Raw genomic sequence first — 16,734 nt, 5'->3', positions numbered from 1 at the left:
AAACGTATATTCCTCGGTAAGCACAACACTCGTCAGGCATTCGCGACCAGTGCCGTACAATGATTACCGCGTCGGGCCATGTCAAAGCCCCGGGCTCCATTTGTTGCCGCTGCGAGCGGCGTTTGCGCCGACAGGCGCTTTCTTGGTTCGGCGCATTTCTCTTCGCTTTTGCGACTTTGTGACTGCAAACCCCCTGTTCGCGCACTTTTGGGGTTTACCCTTGAGAGTATGGAATTACACGTACTGCAGCACCCTCTGGTGGAGCATAAGCTCACCGTCCTGCGAAATAAGAACACCCCCTCCAACACCTTCCGCGAACTCGTCAGCGAGCTGGTCATGCTGGAAGCCTATGAAGCCACCCGCAACCTCGCCATCTCCGACTACCCCATCGAAACTCCGGTGGCTTCGATGGTCGGCAAGAAGCTCAGCACGCCAAGGCCCATGGTCGTACCCGTCCTGCGCGCCGGTCTGGGCATGCTCGATGGCATGACCCGCCTCGTGCCGACGGCCGAGGTCGGATTCCTCGGCATGAAACGCGATGAGAACACACTCGACATCGTCACCTATGCGAACAGGCTGCCGGAGGACCTTTCCGGCCGTCAGTGCTTCCTGCTCGACCCGATGCTCGCCACCGGCGGCACGCTGATCGCCGCCACCCACTATCTCGCCGAGCGCGGGGCAAAGGACGTCACGGCGATCAACATCATCGCCGCACCCGAGGGCCTCGACCGTCTGCGCGAGGAAATCGACCCCAGCATCGACTTCAAGGTCGTGGTTTGCGCGGTGGACGAGAAGCTGAACGAGAAATCCTACATCGTACCCGGCCTGGGCGATGCCGGTGACCGTCTCTACGGCGTCATCGACTGATTCCGCCTCGCTACGTACGGAACGACGAATACACGAGTCCCGGATATGCGCCTCTCGAAGGTGTGCATATCCGGGACTCTCTCATTGCGGCGGGAATCGTCGTCCCAGCGGGCGGTCGGCGCCATGCCAGTAATACAAACAGTGCAGCGCTATGCGAGCGGCACGAAGGACTCAAAAATCATATAGTCGAAGTACGGGTCCGATGCCTCTTGTTCGGCGCTGCTGCGAACCGTCCAAGAAACGGTAATCGCTCCGAGCGAACGAGCGCTTCGCACCGGGAAGCCATCGCCGCCATGCCAGTCGAAGGCGACGAAATCGGGACGTCCCAACCAGTTGAACAACAGGCTTCCGGCCAAGGTGCGTTTGACTTCCCGAACATTGCCGCATGCGAAGGATTCGGCTTCCGCCAGCTGTCCTCTGCACACCTCGGGACGATGATTCCGATACCAGTTCACGGCCATCGGATGGAAGGACTCGATTACGTATGGCCCCTGATATCCACGAAGTATGGCATCTCCACGGGTCATCAGTTCCTCGTCGAAGTCCTCCCCCATCTTGTATTCGACAATCAGGGGAACTCGGCCATCCACCACTGCGAGCACTTCCGTCAGCAAGGGCACGTACTGCGCATACTCGTCACCGCTCTGCGCCTCGGGGATGTCCTCGCTCACCGTCTCGACGCGAGCATCGCCTGCTTTGGCAGGGCGTGGGAAGAGTGGAATCCTGCAGAGCTGCGCGTAGGTCAGATCGGCAATGTTGCGATTGACACCGGCGACCCTGGCCAGATTGTCGTCATGCACGACGACGACATGCCCATCCTTGGTCAGCTGCAGGTCCAGTTCGATGCCGAATCCGGCCTCGCAGGCCGCCGCGAATGAGGCCAGGGAATTCTCCGGTGCGATAACCCCGGAAACACCCACGCCGTATCCGGCCTTCTGGGCCATCTCCCTGGCGAGCGTGACGTAATCGACGCTCTCCGCAAGGTACCCGGCGGTAAGGCCTGAACCGGCATCATGCAGGCCGCGGTGAGCAAAATGCACGTTGGGTATGGGACTGTCTTCGTAAATCTCCTGACCCGGTATGCCGTTGGGGGTGGCGCTGACCCCTGCATTGGATCTTCCCCGAGGACCTCTCGGCGCGAGTGCCCAAGCGCCCAGTCCCGCTGCTGCGGCACCTGCGAATATCAGCCTACGAACGTTTTTCCCGAAGCTCATTGTGGGTACTCCTTCGTTGCATCGTCGTTACACACTGTCTTTTACACACTGTCTTTTGCGCATTGTCTTGCACACACTGTCGTTAACAACAGTGTCGTTATCACGGTTTCGGCCCACCACCCCTGCGGTCCGTCACACCTCGTATCTTAACCGGCGCTTCGTAGAAAGAGATACCTGCATCAAAGGTGGCAGCTATCTGGAGGAAACCCGCTATGTTGCTACACTTCTGATGCAGTTATCCAGTCCATGCAGTTTCGACAGGTCAGACCAGAATATCGATGCTGTTGCGGTGAGACAGCCAGTTGGCGAAACGGGAAATCGCGTAGTTGATGAGCACATAGACAATCGCGACAACCAGATACACGGGAACCAGACTGCTGAAGTTGGCAATGACCACCTTGGCATTCACCATCAGCTCGGGATAGGTCACCACATATCCGAATGTCGTGTCCTTCACCACTACGACCAGCTGCGCCACCAAGGTCGGCGTCACGATACGCAGCATCTGCGGCATGACGATATAGCGGAAGTTCTGCGAATCAGCCAGGCCAAGGGATATCCCCGCTTCCTTCTGACCGCTGGGCACGGCGGCGACACCTGCCCTGTACACTTCCGCGAGGACGGCGGAGGCATACGCGGAGGTCGGAATGACCACCATCCAATACGTGCTCATGTGCAGGCCGAACTGCGCGGGAACGAGGAAGAGGAAGTAAATGAACAGCAGGGTCGGCGTGCCCCTCAGGAATTCGATGATCGTGGTGGCGATCCACGACAACGGTCTGATTGAGGAGGTACGGCAGAGCATCAGCAGCATGCCTGCCACGAGAGCGATCGCGCCGGCTCCCAAGGCGGCACGCAAAGTTCCGACCAGGCCCGCACCGAGGAAGGCCAGCACGTTGGACTGCCCGAAGAAGTACCAATACCGGTAGTCGAGCTGGCCCTTCTCGTAGAAGCGGTATACCACCCAGGCAAGCAGCAGGGCCAGCAGAATCGCACTGATGACGGTGCCGACGATGATACGGCGACGAGCCTTGGGCCCGCCGATTTCGAATAATGCACGTTCCGTACGTGTCATCGCCATATCGCGAGCCTCCTCTCAACTCTGCGGCCGAAGAAGGCAATAATCAGGCCGGTGAATACGTACAGCAAGGAGGCGACCAGGAAGGTCAGCACTCCCAGCGCCTCATGGTTGTTTATTTCGGCGACGAGACCGGTCAGCTCCTTGTGCGCCAAAGGCACCAGGGAACCGGCCGAGGAACTGATGACCACCGAGATGAACAGGGTCACCATCGGCTGTATGACACTGCGGAAGGCCTGAGGAAGGACGACGGAACCCACGATGGAGGTGAACCCCATGCCCAGAGCGCGGGCGGCTTCGATCTGCCCTGCATCGATGGTGTTGATGCCTGTGCGCAGATTATCGCAGGCGAATGCCGACGACACCAGAATGAGTGCGATGATCACGCTGGGCTCATAGTCGATGACCACGCCGAGATCGGGAAGTGCGTAGACAATAAAAATCAGCACGCAAAGCACCGGCGCATTGCGAAAGGTCTCGACGTATACGTTGACTGCGCCTCGTAAAGGCGGTATCGGGCTCACTCGGGCGACCGTCAACAAGGTGCCGAGCAGAAATCCACCGGCGAATGCCAACAGCGCGATCTGCAAAGAGACCCAGTAACTGCTTAAGAACTGCATGCCATATGTATTCAGTAGATGGCTGAGATCAGCTCCCATGGCACCTCCTTAACCGTGTCGGACTTCAATGGCATGTGGCCGACGCCTGGAACGGCGAAACGGCCACATGCCTCACGAAATGCGAATGTGCCACTACTCGATGGAAGGAGGCGTCGGAACCTCGGTCACACCGGTACGGTCGCCGATGGCAACCTTCCACAGCTTCGCCCAAGTGCCGTCTGCTTCGATCTTCTTCAACCAGGCATTGACGAATTCAGCGGCGTCCGAGCCCTTCGGCAATCCGATGCCGTAGGGGTCCTTGTCGCCGAATGGTTCTCCGACGATCTTGAAGTCGTTGGGGTTCTTGACGACATCGCCCAGCAGCAGCGTCTGATCCACGACATAGGCATCGATACGGCCCTGGCGCAGCGCCTGCGTAATCTCATCGTCGGTCTGGAATTCCTGGACCGTGGCCTTCGGCGCATTCTCCTTGACCACATCGGGGCCTGTCGAACCAGCCTGGACACCGACTTTCTTGCCGTCGAGGTCCTTGACGCCGGAAATATCGTTGGTGGACTTCTTCACCAGAATCGCCTGCTGGGATACGTAATACGGTCCTGCGAAATCAATCTTCTGCTTGCGCTCATCGGTAATCGAGTAGGTGGCGAACACGGAGTTCACGGTGCCGTTCTGCAGCACGCTCTCACGGGTCGACGAGTCGACCACGGTCAGCTCGGTATTCGACTTGCCGATGATGTACTTGGCGAGCAGCTGGGAAAGTCCGGCATCGAAGCCGCGTACCTGATTGTCGCTGGTGGACTGCAAGGAGAACAAGGTCGAGGTCTTGGTACCGCCGACCTTGAGGACGCCTGCATCCTTGACGGCCTTTGCCCAGGCATTGCCTTCCACCGTAGCGGAGTCCGCGGTCTCTCCACCGTCGATGATTTTCGTGTAGGCAGCGGTATCCAAATCAGGATTCACCGAGCTGTTGGTGCTGGATGCCGAAGGCGCGGGCGCTTCGCCGCACGCTGCGACAACGGCCAATCCGGTGACCACCATCACGGCTGCGGCCGTGGTCGCGACTTTCTTGGACAATCTGGTACCCAATGCAAACATAGACATCTATCCTCTCCTTGTTACCGCCACCCCGACTGCGAAGTACGCGGCAATCCCTTACCCCCGCATGTAGGAAACACACCAAATATATGCGACGATTGCTCCCTTACTGTAACGAAGAAACGCTGTATTCACCCGTAGCGTTATCGCTTTAACATATCGCAATAATCTTGAACGGGCTAACAACTCCGATAATTCCGCTCCTTCGCGGCGGACTCAGTGACGTTTGACCGCCCTGTTCTTCCGCATGATGTCGAAGACAATCCAGACGGAAAGGATGAACGCCACCACGTAGCCCATCAGCCCGATGACCGGAATGCCGAATATGACCGGCTTGATTCCCGCGAAATACACGATGGACGACCCCACATACAGACCTACGACAATCAATGCCATCGTAATCCGGTTGACCATATCGGAGAGTTGCTGCAGCGGCTGCTCCGACCCCACCAGCTCGATGTTGATTTTCGTCTGTCCTCGGGTGAGCATCTTCGTTGCGGTCTTCGTCTCGCCCAGTGCGGCAAGCAGGCCATGCAACGCCAGGTTGCCCTGATTGAGCAATGCGCTCGTTTCCTCCTTGACCCGTTCGCCGGTGGTCTTCGAGGCCAGAATGTGCTGCGAAATAATCGCAATCATATTCGTCGAGGGGAGAAACTCGTCGAGGGTGCCTTCCAAGGTGACGAGACCGCGTGCGACGGTGGTCACCGTGCTGGGGACCTCAACCGCGTGCCTGCGGGCCAGTTGCATCAGCGCATTGAAGAACTCGCCGATATTGAGTTCCGCCAGTGCGATGGTGCCGAAACGTTCGATGACGGCGTCGAGATCGCCCAGCAGTGATGAGTAGTCGTCGGCACGCTGCTGGTCCGAACCGGCGAAACGCAGCAGGGCGTTCGCCAGCGATGGGGAGTCCTGCCGCGCCACGGCGTAGAGCATATCCCGCAGAGCGGAACGGGTGCTCGAATCGAGTCTGCCCGTCATCCCCAAATCGATGAACACGATGCGTCCGCCGTCGATGAGAATGTTCCCCGGATGAGGGTCGGCATGGAAGAAGCCCACATCCAGCACCTGGGTGGCATAGTTGTCCACCAGTTTCATCCCGATTTCCTCGAGATCGTATCCTGCCTTCACCAGTTCCTTGGGGTGCGAGACGGAGATTCCGTCCACGTAATCCATGACGACCACGTGCTGCGTGCACAGCCCCATATATGGACGCGGACAGTCGATGTAGGCGTAGTCCTTGCAGAAATCCCGGAAGTCCTCGAGATTACGGGCCTCCATCATGAAATCGGTTTCGGTCTGGAAGGTCTCCCAGAGCTCCTCGACCACACCTTTGAGGTCGAGTATCTGTGCGCTTCGGGCGAAGCGGGTCGCCACCTTAGCGAAGGAACGCATGATGTCGATGTCCTGAGCCATGATCTCACGCACGCCGGGACGCTGCACCTTGATGGCGACGTCTTCGCCGCTCACGAGTTTTGCCCGGTGAACCTGGGCGAGGGATGCCGACCCCAGAGGAGTCGGGTCTATCCGCGAGAACACCTCCTCGACAGGACGCCCGTACTCCCGTGCGAGAGTGTTGACGACTGTCTGGTAGGGCATCGGGTCGGCGTTCGCGCGAAGCTTCGATAGTTCCTTGCAGAAGGCGTCCGGCAGTATTTCGGACCTCATCGAAAGAATCTGCCCGACCTTCACGAAGGTCGGCCCAAGAGCCTCCAGCATCAGTCGCATCGTCACCGGCGTCAGTCCTCTGACAACGTCGAAGCGCGTGGCGATTCTCGCTATCTGCCACAGGCGCCGCATCTTGCCCAGAGCGGTGAGATGGTACGTATCCGGATTCGTCTGCTGCGTTTTGCTGCCGAACAGTCCGATGGTCTGTGTGCGGAGCATGTCGTCATCTACCGTGGAAGCGCGATATGACCCGGGAACCGCGGCAGCATGCTGCATACGGTCCTGAGATGCGTCGGTCGGGTTCTTCGGAACCCGATGCCCTTGAGAGGTCATCGCTGAATCACCAGTATCGCTCGTGCCTGCCTTGGTCTCGAGCTAGGCCTGTGCCGCGTGTTCTCCGCCGTCATGCTCATCGCCGGATGCATGCTCCTGAGCTTTGCGCTTGAGCTCCGTATTGAGCTGTTTGCCCTGCTCGACGGTGATTTCGCCCTTTTTCACCAATTCGTCGACGATTTCCTGACTCTTCTCGACACCTGTGGCGAGTGCGCCGACACCGGCGAGAAACACCTTGCGCAGACCTTCACCAAAATCGAAATCAGCCATGATTACCTCCTCGTATCCGCATGTTGTCCGGCCACCGTCATGTCACACCCGCATGCATCCTTCGGTGGCACCCTTCCTTCAACTCTACAGCAGTGAATTTCGAGCGTAATTCCGGTGGCATACCGTATATCGTCAGCTGACGATGTCAGCGGGGGCGTTGCATCGCCACCGCTCTGGCCTTCGACGCGATGTCATCAAGACCTTTCAGCTCCTGGAGGGCAGAGGCATCGGACTGCGCCGCGAACTCTCCATAGCGATGCTGGCATGCCGCACGAATCAGGAAATCGGTGATCTCAGGATTCTTCGGCAGCAGAGAACCGTGCATATAGGTGCCGATGACATGGTTCATGCGGGCTCCTTCGGTGCCGTCGGAACCATTGTTTCCCGTTCCCGGATTATCGACGGTGCCGAGCGGCCGGGTGCCTTCATGCAGGAAGGTCTTGCCGGAATGGTTCTCATAACCGACGATGTCGCCGAACTCCTCCGAGTGTTCGACCAGATTGCCTATCAGGCGTTCTTCCTGACCGATGGTATGCAATCCCAGGATGCCGATGCCGGGCAGTCGGTCTCCGTCGATGGTTTCGAAATAGTCGCCGAAGAGCTGGTACATTCCGCAAATCATCAGCATCGGGACGCCGTCGTTCGCCAGAGCCCTGATGGCATCCGCGCGTTTGAACAGGTCTCGGATGATTTTGCGTTGCCCCTGGTCCTGGCCGCCTCCGCCGAGAACGAGGTCCACATGTTCGGGCCATTCGTCGTCCTGGTTGTAGGCGTGCAGCTGCACGTGGTATCCGAAAAGCTCCAGTCGACGGCGTATGGAGAGCACGTTGCCGGAATCACCATAGATATTCATATCCTTCGGATACAGCGACAGCACATCGATGCGCCTGTCCATCACGACCTCCTATTCACCATCCGATTTCCGTCTCTTCGGCATTCACACCAGCATAGCCCCGTCGCCACAGCGCGAAGCCACCCGCCCAGCTCACTGCGTCAGAGCCCAATCAGACGCCTGCGTCAGCGACCTTGGTCAGATGAGCGAGTGCGGAACGAATCTTCAACATGGCGGTATAGGTGCAATAGATTCTCTTCGGCCCCTGTGGGGAGTCCTGATTCCCTGCCAGAAAAGCATCCAGGGCGTGAGCGGGATTCGTTTCCACGCCGGAGACGGGAACCTCATCGTATTCCAGACGCAGCGCCATATCCCAGGCGCGAACACCCGAGACCATCGCGACGCCTTCGGCTCGCAGCGAGGTGAAATCGACATCCCAGAGCCAGCTCATATCCCGGCCGTCGGCGAATTCATCGTTGATGACCACCATCGTGTCGCAGCCTTGGGGGTCGAAGGATTGCAAGGCCAGTCGGAATCCCATCGGGTTCTTTACCAGCACGAGCTCCACAGGCACGCCACGGTAGTCAATCACTTCGCCTCGTCCGAAGGCCGGCGTCACACCGGATAGCGATGAGAGCAGGCTGTCGTCGTCTGCTTCATGCTCCGTGCCCGAAGAGCGCTGCACCGCGCGCACCACGGTAAGGGCGGCCGCGGCGTTGAAGAGGTTGTACAGCCCTTCCAGTTTGACCGAGGTGCCACGCGTCACGCCGTCCATCTCGAACTGCGCGTACTGTTTCCCCACCGACACCAAGGTCACATCGGCCACGGGCGTACCCATGGGGAGCAGCAGACTACCGGCGGAGACTTCGATGGAGTGCGATGAGGACTGACGGGAGCCTACGGCCGTTGGGTTCTGTTTGCTCGACTGAGCGGAATCGTCATCATCTTCGGCATGCTCCGCCCTTGCGGGTGTCTGCGTGGATGTGTCATCCGCGTGCATGTCGTCATCGGAGGGGAACGCGTCCTTCAATGCCTCGCTCAGCCCGAAATATCGTACGGAGGTGTCTTCCGGAACGCATTGTGCCAAAGCCGCGATACGTCGGTCCTCGCGGTTCAGCACCACGGTGCCCGTGGTGGATTCGGCGACGTGGCTGAGCAGACGGGCGGTGTTGTCGATTTCTCCGAAACGGTCGAGCTGGTCACGCATCACGTTCAGCAACAGTGAGAATCGCGGTTTGACCTGTTTGACGAAATGCACCGCATAGGCCTCGTCAAGCTCCAGGACGGCGATGTCGGCATTCAGCTTGCCTGCGGCGTTCACCGAGCCCAGCAACGCCGATACCACCCCTCTGGTGAAATTCGAACCGGTGGGATTGGTGAATACCTTCAAGCCCTGGTCACCCAACATTGAAGCGACCATACGCGTCGTGGTGGTTTTGCCGTTGGTACCGGAGACCAGAACGACCCCCAGAGGAAGCTGCGCCAGTGAACGGGCGAGAAATCCCGGGTCCAGAGCTTCGATGACCTTCCCGGGGAATGCGCTGCCGCCGTGCCTGGTCAGGCGGGACAGCAGGCGGATGCCTTTGCCTACGAGTGGAATCGTCGGGGAATACCACGGTTTCTCGTTGTTCGCGCGCTCGTGCTGCTGGTCTTGAACGGACATCTCATACCCCCGCCTGTTGGTAGTCCTGCGGCATGTCCTTGAACTTGGAGGTCGCTCCCAGGAATGCCAGATGGAAGGTGTCCGTGGGACCGTTGCGGTGCTTGGCCATAATGATGTCCGCCTCGCCGGGTCTGTCCTCTTTGTCGTAGAAATCGGGTCTGTGCACCAGCATCACCACATCGGCGTCCTGCTCGATGGAACCGGATTCGCGCAAATCCGACAGCATGGGCTTGCGGTCGTTGCGCATTTCAGGACCACGGTTCAACTGGCTCAAAGCGACCACGGGGAGTTCCAGTTCCTTCGCCAGCAGTTTCAGAGCTCGCGAGAACTCCGAGACCTCCTGCTGTCGCGACTCTATCTGTTTGCCCGAGCTCATCAGCTGCAGGTAGTCGATAACCACGAGTTTGAGGTCGTCGGTCTGTTTGAGACGGCGGCATTTTGCCCGAATCTCCATAAGGCTCATATTCGGGGAGTCATCGATGAACAGCGGGGCATCATCCAGTTTGTTCCAGAAGTTGTTCAGGGTGTTCCAACGCTCGGGCGTGATGTCGTCCGCCCTGCGCAATGCCACCAGCGGAATGTTCGTCTCGGCCGAAATGATGCGCTGCGCCAGCTCGGTTTTGCTCATCTCCAGCGAGAACACGACCGCGGCATCGTGATGGTGCAAGGCAGCCGAACGAGCGAAATCGATGCCTAGGGTGGATTTGCCCATCGCGGGGCGCCCCGCGACCACGATCATCTGCCCCGGTTGCAAGCCCTGCGTCACATCGTCGATGTCCTTGAATCCGGTGGGCACGCCTCGTTCGAGGTCTCCGTTCTGCAGCTTGTCCAACTGGTCCAAGGCATCATGGACAACCGGCCCTATCGCCTGATAATCCTGTCGGACCTTACCTGAACTGACCTCGTATATCTCGGCCTGTGCGAGATTGACCACGTCTTCGGCCTGCGAGCCCTCGGCGGAATAGCCGAGCTGGGCGATTTTGGTACCTGCAGCAATCACGTTGCGCAGGATGGCCCGTTGATGGACGATATCGGCGTAGTAGGTGGCGTTCGCCGCGGTTGGGACAGATGCGACGAGGGAATGCAGATAATCGGTGCCTCCGACCTTCTCCAGGTCACCGTCCTTGAGCAGGGCGTTGGCGACCAGCACGGCGTCGACGGGCTGCGATGCGGAGAACAGGGTGATAACCGCATCGTAGATCGTCTGGTTCTTCGGTTGGTAGAAGTCGGATACGTCGATAAGCTGGCTGACTTCGCCGATGGCGTCCTTGCTCATCAGCATGCCACCGAGAACGGCCATCTCGGCCTCATCGTCATGTGGCGGAACACGGTCGAACAGTGCATCGCCGGACAATGCGCCCGCTCCGCCGGATGCTCGGCCTTGGTGTGAGCCTTGTTTGCGGCCTCCTGCTTGCTCGGAGCGCGAAAAATCAGGGAAGTCCTCGGAATTCATGGTTTAGATTCTACGTTCGCCCCTTGTCAGTTGACGACATGGACTATCCACACCCCTTGTGGACAGAAAAAACAAGTTATCCACATCGTAGGCGTGTTCAGGGGGATAATCCCCAGAGTTATCCACACGATGGGTATAACTCTGTGCATAGCTTGGGGATAGACCCTCGTGAACATTTGTACGATTTCCAAAACCTGATTCATGTGCTATTAGCTTTGCCGTCACAGGTCGTTTACCCTGCGTTCGCCGACGTCTGAGGCGTGATATCCCTCACAGTCCGACAGTCCCTTCCTCAAAGCTCGAAACATCGTCTTCCCTGAATTCAAGGTGCTGATAGCCTGAACCCGCAGCAACGCACAGGACAGACAATTCACGCAGCATCGCGGAAGAAGGCGCAGTGAGCAACAAACGCGAGACCGGGCATGCGATTTTGTCCCTGGCGATACCCACATTCGGCCAGCTGATCGCGGAACCCGCATTCATCCTCATAGACACCGCCGTGGTCGGGCACATCGGCGACGCATCTCTCGCCGGTCTGTCCATCGGTTCCACCATCCTGCTGACCACGGTCGGCCTGTGCGTATTCCTCGCGTACAACACGACCTCGCAGGTTGCCGCACTTATGGGTGCAGGTCATAAACGCCGTGGCATCGAAGCGGGCATCGACGGCATGTGGCTGGCTCTGATTATCGGCACGGCGGCATCCCTGCTGCTGTTCTTCTTCGGAGGCGAGCTCTGTGCACTGATGGGAGCGCGCGGGCAGGTGCTCGTTCAGGCCGAGCTGTATCTGCAAGCCATCATTTTCGGTCTGCCGGGAATGCTGATCGTCTATGCCGCCAACGGCATTTTCCGCGGCATGCGCAAAGTGCGCATCACTCTCGTCGCCGCCATCGTGGGCGCTGTGGTCAATACCGTCCTCGACCTCCTCTTCGTCCTGGTGTTCCACTGGGGCATCGTCGGTTCGGGCATAGCGACGCTCATAGCCCAATGGGTCATGGGCATCATGCTCGCCATCCCCGCCTTGGTCTGGGCCAGGAAATTCGGCGCAAGCTGGAAGCCCCGATTGGAAGGCATCGCATCAAGCGCAGGAGACGGATTCCCGCTTTTCATACGCACACTGGCTCTGCGCCTCTCCATGGTGATGACCGTCGTATTGGCCACGCATATGGGAGAACAGGTGCTGGCCGCATACCAGGCGGTCAACTCCACCTGGAACTTCGCATTGAATATGCTCGACGCCATTGGCATCGCCGGGCAGGCCCTGGTGGCGACATCCATCGGAGCCAGAGACAGGGACGAGGCGCGCCACATGACCCGCGAGGCGGCCCGCGCCGGCTTCCTCGCCGGTATCCTCATCGGGGTGGGCATGGTCGTTCTGGGACTCATCGCATCGCCGCTGTTCAGCGCCAGTCCGCACGTGCAAATGCTGATTACCGTCGGCATGATTGTGCAGGCCGTATTCCTGCCCCTCGCCGGATGGATGTGGGCTCTGGACGGCATTCTTATCGGCGCCGAGGACTATCGATTTCTGGCCTACTCCTGCACGCTCACCGCTGCGGTATATCTGTTGACGCTGTGGGCGGCGGCAGCCGTGCCCTGGCCCGATGACATCTGGCGCATCGGCATGCTGTGGGCACTCATCAGCGTGGTGTTCATCGGGGTTCGAGCCATATGCAACGGACTACGCGTGCGCAGCGACATCTGGATTGAAAGGGCGATAGCCAAGGTCTGAAAGCGGCACTTCTCATTTTGGCGTGTAAGGCCGAAATACGATAACTGCACTAAAAGGACAGCTTTTCGGAGAAATTATTACCACATTGCTGTCCTTTTAGTGCAGTTATCGTATCGGATGGCTGTTGTGCTGTCCTGTTGATGCAGTTACCGACCGAGCATATGGCTTCTGGTGGCCGCATACATGGTGGTGACGAGCTGTTCACGCCATTTCGACCAGCCGTAGCGTTTGGTGATGGCTTCGGAGGCGGTGGCCCCCAGGGATGAACCGTCGGCCTTGGTCAGGTCGAAGAGCATATCTAGCAGCAGCACATCGCCTTCCAGATGTTCCGAAAGCGATTGCACCACGGCAGGGTCATAGGGGTCCTTCCCGGTGGCATAGTCCGAAAGGGTGAGATGTTCCCGAACCAGAATCGTCGCCATGCCGACCACCGACTCCGCGTATCCCATCCTGCGAAGAATCACCGGCACATGCCGGGCGCCTTCGACAGCGTGGTCCCGAACACCGGGGCGCTTGCCGATATCATGCAGGATTCCGGCGAGCAACAAGGCCTGAAGATGCTCCGTATCGTACCTGGAACCACCAGGAGCCCGCTCGTCGAGCCGCGCCGTGACCTCGACCATATGTCTGTCGATGGTGTAGCGGTGCGCCGCAGAAGCACTGGGGCGGTTGCGCACGCCAAGCCATTCCGGAATCCACCGCCCCGGGATGCCGACGTAATCGATTTCCTCCCAAACACGGATAAGCTCGTCGCTGCATGAAAGCAGACGTATGAACAACGCTCTGGATTCCTCATCCCAGACGGAATCGCGAATCGGCGATCTGCCGAGATTAATCAAGGTCGAGTTGGCTATCGGCAATCCGAACTCGGCGGATGCGACGGCCACACGCAGAGGCAGATACTGGTCCTTGGCGGGTTCCACACCAGGAGCCAGAACCACCTCCCTTTCGTGCCTTGCCACACCAGGAGCGATGACGTCGAAGCGCGGAGCCTCACGCCGGCCCTGGAAGAAGGCGAATCGTGGGCGTTCGTGAGTCAGCGAATGCTGGGCCCGCGATGTGGTGGCATCCAAGGCGAAGGCTATGCGCCTGCCCAAACTTGCCAGCAGCGTCTGCAGGTCCTCGATCGAGCGGGCCTGACGCTCCTCCTCGGGCAGCGTGGGGTCGGCGAGGCCGAGCATCTCGGCAACCGGTGCCTGATACTGCGGCAGAAGCAGATTGCTGTCTTTCCTGCTCGCCAGATGAATGCAGTCACGGACGTCCAGCAGCCGTTCAAGCGCCGAATCGTACTGCCCGTGCGGACGATCCGACAGCCAGGACGCCGCCAAGGAAGCGATAAGGGTCGAATCCCGCAGTCCTCCACGGGCCTCCTTGATATCCGGCTGGTTGATATAGGGCAACCTCCCGAATTGCTTCAGCCTCGAATCGGCGGATTCCGTGAGTTCAGGCAGCCGTTTTCGTGCAGCCTTGCGCCACCGCTCCAGAATCGAGGTCGCCGTATGGCCGATGAGGTCCACATCCCCGGCGATCGGCTTGACATCAAGCCAACCCATTGCGGCCGGCAGGTCGTGGTCGGTCACGGATTCGCATTGAGAACGCGTTCTCACCGAATGATCCAGGTCGAGTCCGGAATCCCACAGCGGATACCACAGCTTATCCGCCAGCTGCGCGAGCTGTTCCTGCTTCAACGACCGGTCTTCGACCATCAGCACCAGATCAAGATCAGAATTCGGCCCCATCTGACCCCTCGCGAGTGAACCCACCGCAGCCAGCCCCACGCCCCGCGTCGGCACCTCGAAATCCAGCGAGGCAAGCGCCTCATCCCACAACCGTTTCAGCGACCCGAGCACCAGTTCGCTGCGTCGGGCACGTTTGCTGGCACCGTCGCGATACACGCCATCGTCGTCAACGCCGCTTATCGCCAACAAGCGTTCGTGCAGCTTCTCTACGGCATGGCCCATGGTCTGATCCTCCATCTTTCACTGTCCGGACAGCTCTCCGGCACCGAGTCAGCAGAGGAGCAGCGCTCTTGCGACCCGGATTATACGAAGGCCCCGCACGGTTGACGTGCGGGGCCTTCCAATGCTTCATCTCATATGATTGGGTCAGATGGCGGCCGAACCGGTCTCTCCGGTACGCACTCGCGTAACGGTATCGAGCGGGGCGACCCATACCTTGCCGTCACCGATGGTGCCGGTTCCGGAAGACTTGACGATGACATCCACCAGGGTTTCGGCATCCGCGTCATCGGACAACACCTCAACGCGAATCTTCGGAATGAGATCGACCGTGTACTCCGCACCGCGGTAGACCTCGGTGTGACCACGCTGACGTCCGTAACCGTTGGCTTCGGACACCGTCAGTCCATGAACTCCGGCAGCGGACAAGGCCTCTTTGACGTCATCGAGCTTATGGGGCTGAATGATTGCTGTGATGAGCTTCATCTCACTTCACCTCCTTGATGATCGAACTTGCTGTACCAGCAAAATCGTAGGCGCGTTCGCCCTGATCCGAAAGGTCGACACCGGTGATCTCCTGGGCTTCGGTGACCCTCCAGCCGATGGTCTTCTCCAGCGCGAAGGCGATGATGAAGGTGATGACGGCGGAGAAAGCGATGGCAATCAGCGCGATGAGGACCTGCACGAGCAGCTGCTTGCCGTTGCCGCCTGCGAACAGACCGGTGCCCTCGCCGAAGAAGCCGATGAGCACGGTGCCGACAAGGCCGCCGACGCCGTGGACGCCGACCACATCAAGCGAATCGTCATAGCCCAGCTTGAACTTGAGGCCGCATGCGAAGCAGCAGAGAATACCGGCGATAAGGCCGAGGACCATGGCCCAGAACGGAGACACGACATCCGCTGCAGGGGTGATGGCAACGAGTCCGGCAACCATGCCCGACGCGGCGCCCATGGCGGTGTAGTGTCCGGAACGAATCTTCTCGGTGAACAGCCATCCGAGAACGGCGGCCGAAGTCGCGGCGGTCGTGGAGACCCAAGCGTAACCGGCGGTGCCATTGGCACCGAAGGCGGAACCCGCGTTGAATCCGAACCAGCCGAACCACAGCAGGAAAGCGCCGAGCATGACGAAGGGGACGTTGTGCGGGCGGAACGGCTCTTTGGCGAAACCCTTGCGCTTGCCGATAATCAGCACGATGATCAACGCAGCGACTGCCGCATTGATATGGACGACCGTACCTCCTGCGAAGTCATGTGCAGCCGCTCCCACAGCCTGCGAAATGGCGCCGTCCGCCGACAGCAGGCCACCGTTCCAGACCATGTGCGCCATAGGCGCGTAGTCGAAGGTGATCCACAGCGCGACGAAAATCATCCACGTGCTGAACTTGATACGCTCCGCCAAAGCTCCTGAAATCAGGGCGACGGTGATCATGGCGAAGGTGACCTGGAAGGCCACGTCAATGCTATGCGGATAGGCCGCATCCTTCACATCGACAGACCCGAAGACGCCATCGGTGGCGACCATCGTGTCTTTGAGGAGGAAACCGGTTGCGGGGTCTCCGAAGATTCCTCCGATGTCAGTGCCCGCATAGGCGATGGACCAGCCCCAAAGCGTCCAGACGACGCCTGTGACGGCCAGTGCACCTACCGACAGCATCAACATGTTCAGCACCGCTTTGGCGCGAACCATACCTCCATAGAAAAACGCCACTCCTGGCGTCATGAGGAACACAAAGGACGCGGATGTCAACATCCATGCTGCATTGCCAGTGTCCATGTCTACCTCCCTCTCTGTTCGTAAACGAGCGATCCGATTCTCTGGAATCACCAGTCGTTCTCAATACCGCCGGCGGGGATCCGGCGGACTTCTCACATGGTTTTCGTTGAGGAAACCAACAGCAGCAATACAACGTCCGCGTGGTTACCGTGACCATTCCAGTGTGTTACGAATATGTAA

The 16,734-nt window shown here is 59.1% G+C and carries 14 protein-coding genes; 2 read left to right on the top strand and 12 right to left on the bottom strand.

Annotated features, from left to right (window positions below; all coding sequences use genetic code 11):
* Nucleotides 1-228: 228 nt before the first annotated feature.
* On the top strand, nucleotides 229-867 hold the full coding sequence (gene upp, locus DB51_RS01620; RefSeq protein ID WP_033494554.1) for a uracil phosphoribosyltransferase: 639 nt from the start codon (nucleotides 229-231) through the stop codon (nucleotides 865-867).
* Nucleotides 868-1,016: 149 nt separating this feature from the next.
* Here the strand turns inward: upp and DB51_RS01615 are convergent, their stop codons facing one another.
* From DB51_RS01615 to dnaB, 9 genes are all read right to left on the bottom strand, one after another.
* Nucleotides 1,017-2,081, bottom strand: a complete 1,065-nt coding sequence (locus tag DB51_RS01615) for a glycerophosphodiester phosphodiesterase family protein (RefSeq protein WP_034250810.1) — start codon at nucleotides 2,079-2,081, stop codon at nucleotides 1,017-1,019.
* Between the two features lie 262 nt (nucleotides 2,082-2,343).
* On the bottom strand, nucleotides 2,344-3,162 hold the full coding sequence (locus DB51_RS01610; protein WP_238548268.1) for an amino acid ABC transporter permease: 819 nt from the start codon (nucleotides 3,160-3,162) through the stop codon (nucleotides 2,344-2,346).
* Nucleotides 3,153-3,818, bottom strand: coding sequence for an amino acid ABC transporter permease (locus DB51_RS01605; protein ID WP_034250809.1), 666 nt, complete (start codon nucleotides 3,816-3,818; stop codon nucleotides 3,153-3,155). Before DB51_RS01605 ends, DB51_RS01610 begins: the two co-directional genes overlap by 10 nt.
* Before the next feature lie 93 nt (nucleotides 3,819-3,911).
* Nucleotides 3,912-4,880 (bottom strand): glutamate ABC transporter substrate-binding protein, encoded by a 969-nt coding sequence (locus DB51_RS01600; protein WP_156958177.1) that lies wholly within the window; start codon nucleotides 4,878-4,880, stop codon nucleotides 3,912-3,914.
* A gap of 210 nt (nucleotides 4,881-5,090) precedes the next feature.
* Nucleotides 5,091-6,872, bottom strand: coding sequence for an ABC1 kinase family protein (locus DB51_RS01595; protein WP_084674484.1), 1,782 nt, complete (start codon nucleotides 6,870-6,872; stop codon nucleotides 5,091-5,093).
* A gap of 42 nt (nucleotides 6,873-6,914) precedes the next feature.
* Nucleotides 6,915-7,142 (bottom strand): phasin family protein, encoded by a 228-nt coding sequence (locus DB51_RS01590; protein WP_034250808.1) that lies wholly within the window; start codon nucleotides 7,140-7,142, stop codon nucleotides 6,915-6,917.
* Between the two features lie 145 nt (nucleotides 7,143-7,287).
* Nucleotides 7,288-8,037 (bottom strand): type 1 glutamine amidotransferase, encoded by a 750-nt coding sequence (locus DB51_RS01585; protein ID WP_034250807.1) that lies wholly within the window; start codon nucleotides 8,035-8,037, stop codon nucleotides 7,288-7,290.
* A 109-nt stretch (nucleotides 8,038-8,146) separates the two neighbouring features.
* Complete coding sequence (locus tag DB51_RS01580; RefSeq protein ID WP_051867149.1) at nucleotides 8,147-9,637, bottom strand: Mur ligase family protein; 1,491 nt, start codon at nucleotides 9,635-9,637, stop codon at nucleotides 8,147-8,149.
* Nucleotide 9,638: 1 nt separating this feature from the next.
* Nucleotides 9,639-11,090: a replicative DNA helicase gene (gene dnaB / locus DB51_RS01575; protein WP_193786464.1), complete on the bottom strand. Its 1,452-nt coding sequence runs from the start codon at nucleotides 11,088-11,090 to the stop codon at nucleotides 9,639-9,641.
* Between the two features lie 397 nt (nucleotides 11,091-11,487).
* On the opposite strand from dnaB, the gene DB51_RS01570 reads away from it, so the two are divergent.
* On the top strand, nucleotides 11,488-12,822 hold the full coding sequence (locus DB51_RS01570; protein WP_238548267.1) for an MATE family efflux transporter: 1,335 nt from the start codon (nucleotides 11,488-11,490) through the stop codon (nucleotides 12,820-12,822).
* Nucleotides 12,823-12,968: 146 nt separating this feature from the next.
* Here the strand turns inward: DB51_RS01570 and DB51_RS01565 are convergent, their stop codons facing one another.
* The 3 genes from DB51_RS01565 to DB51_RS01555 all read right to left on the bottom strand — a co-directional run bounded on the left by DB51_RS01565 (nucleotide 12,969) and on the right by DB51_RS01555 (nucleotide 16,554).
* Nucleotides 12,969-14,783, bottom strand: coding sequence for a [protein-PII] uridylyltransferase family protein (locus DB51_RS01565; protein ID WP_034250805.1), 1,815 nt, complete (start codon nucleotides 14,781-14,783; stop codon nucleotides 12,969-12,971).
* Between the two features lie 144 nt (nucleotides 14,784-14,927).
* Nucleotides 14,928-15,266 (bottom strand): P-II family nitrogen regulator, encoded by a 339-nt coding sequence (locus DB51_RS01560; RefSeq protein WP_034250804.1) that lies wholly within the window; start codon nucleotides 15,264-15,266, stop codon nucleotides 14,928-14,930.
* A 1-nt stretch (nucleotide 15,267) separates the two neighbouring features.
* On the bottom strand, nucleotides 15,268-16,554 hold the full coding sequence (locus DB51_RS01555) for an ammonium transporter (protein ID WP_034250803.1): 1,287 nt from the start codon (nucleotides 16,552-16,554) through the stop codon (nucleotides 15,268-15,270).
* Nucleotides 16,555-16,734: the final 180 nt, after the last annotated feature.

This window comes from Bifidobacterium crudilactis (assembly GCF_000738005.1).
GTDB lineage: Bacteria > Actinomycetota > Actinomycetes > Actinomycetales > Bifidobacteriaceae > Bombiscardovia > Bombiscardovia crudilactis.
The sequence above is the reverse complement of the archived record's forward strand: the minus strand, read 5'-3'. Positions and strand labels throughout refer to the sequence as shown.

What these genes read in the sequence shown, in the direction of transcription:
- DB51_RS01590 (WP_034250808.1), bottom strand. Translation starts at nt 7,142, where the DNA reads ATGGCTGATTTCGATTTTGGTGAAGGTCTGCGCAAGGTGTTTCTCGCC.
- dnaB (WP_193786464.1), bottom strand. Translation starts at nt 11,090, where the DNA reads ATGAATTCCGAGGACTTCCCTGATTTTTCGCGCTCCGAGCAAGCAGGA.
- DB51_RS01580 (WP_051867149.1), bottom strand. Translation starts at nt 9,637, where the DNA reads ATGTCCGTTCAAGACCAGCAGCACGAGCGCGCGAACAACGAGAAACCG.
- DB51_RS01615 (WP_034250810.1), bottom strand. Translation starts at nt 2,081, where the DNA reads ATGAGCTTCGGGAAAAACGTTCGTAGGCTGATATTCGCAGGTGCCGCA.
- DB51_RS01605 (WP_034250809.1), bottom strand. Translation starts at nt 3,818, where the DNA reads ATGGGAGCTGATCTCAGCCATCTACTGAATACATATGGCATGCAGTTC.
- DB51_RS01565 (WP_034250805.1), bottom strand. Translation starts at nt 14,783, where the DNA reads ATGGGCCATGCCGTAGAGAAGCTGCACGAACGCTTGTTGGCGATAAGC.
- DB51_RS01585 (WP_034250807.1), bottom strand. Translation starts at nt 8,037, where the DNA reads ATGGACAGGCGCATCGATGTGCTGTCGCTGTATCCGAAGGATATGAAT.
- upp (WP_033494554.1), top strand. Translation starts at nt 229, where the DNA reads ATGGAATTACACGTACTGCAGCACCCTCTGGTGGAGCATAAGCTCACC.
- DB51_RS01555 (WP_034250803.1), bottom strand. Translation starts at nt 16,554, where the DNA reads ATGGACACTGGCAATGCAGCATGGATGTTGACATCCGCGTCCTTTGTG.
- DB51_RS01595 (WP_084674484.1), bottom strand. Translation starts at nt 6,872, where the DNA reads ATGACCTCTCAAGGGCATCGGGTTCCGAAGAACCCGACCGACGCATCT.
- DB51_RS01610 (WP_238548268.1), bottom strand. Translation starts at nt 3,162, where the DNA reads ATGGCGATGACACGTACGGAACGTGCATTATTCGAAATCGGCGGGCCC.
- DB51_RS01560 (WP_034250804.1), bottom strand. Translation starts at nt 15,266, where the DNA reads ATGAAGCTCATCACAGCAATCATTCAGCCCCATAAGCTCGATGACGTC.
- DB51_RS01600 (WP_156958177.1), bottom strand. Translation starts at nt 4,880, where the DNA reads ATGTCTATGTTTGCATTGGGTACCAGATTGTCCAAGAAAGTCGCGACC.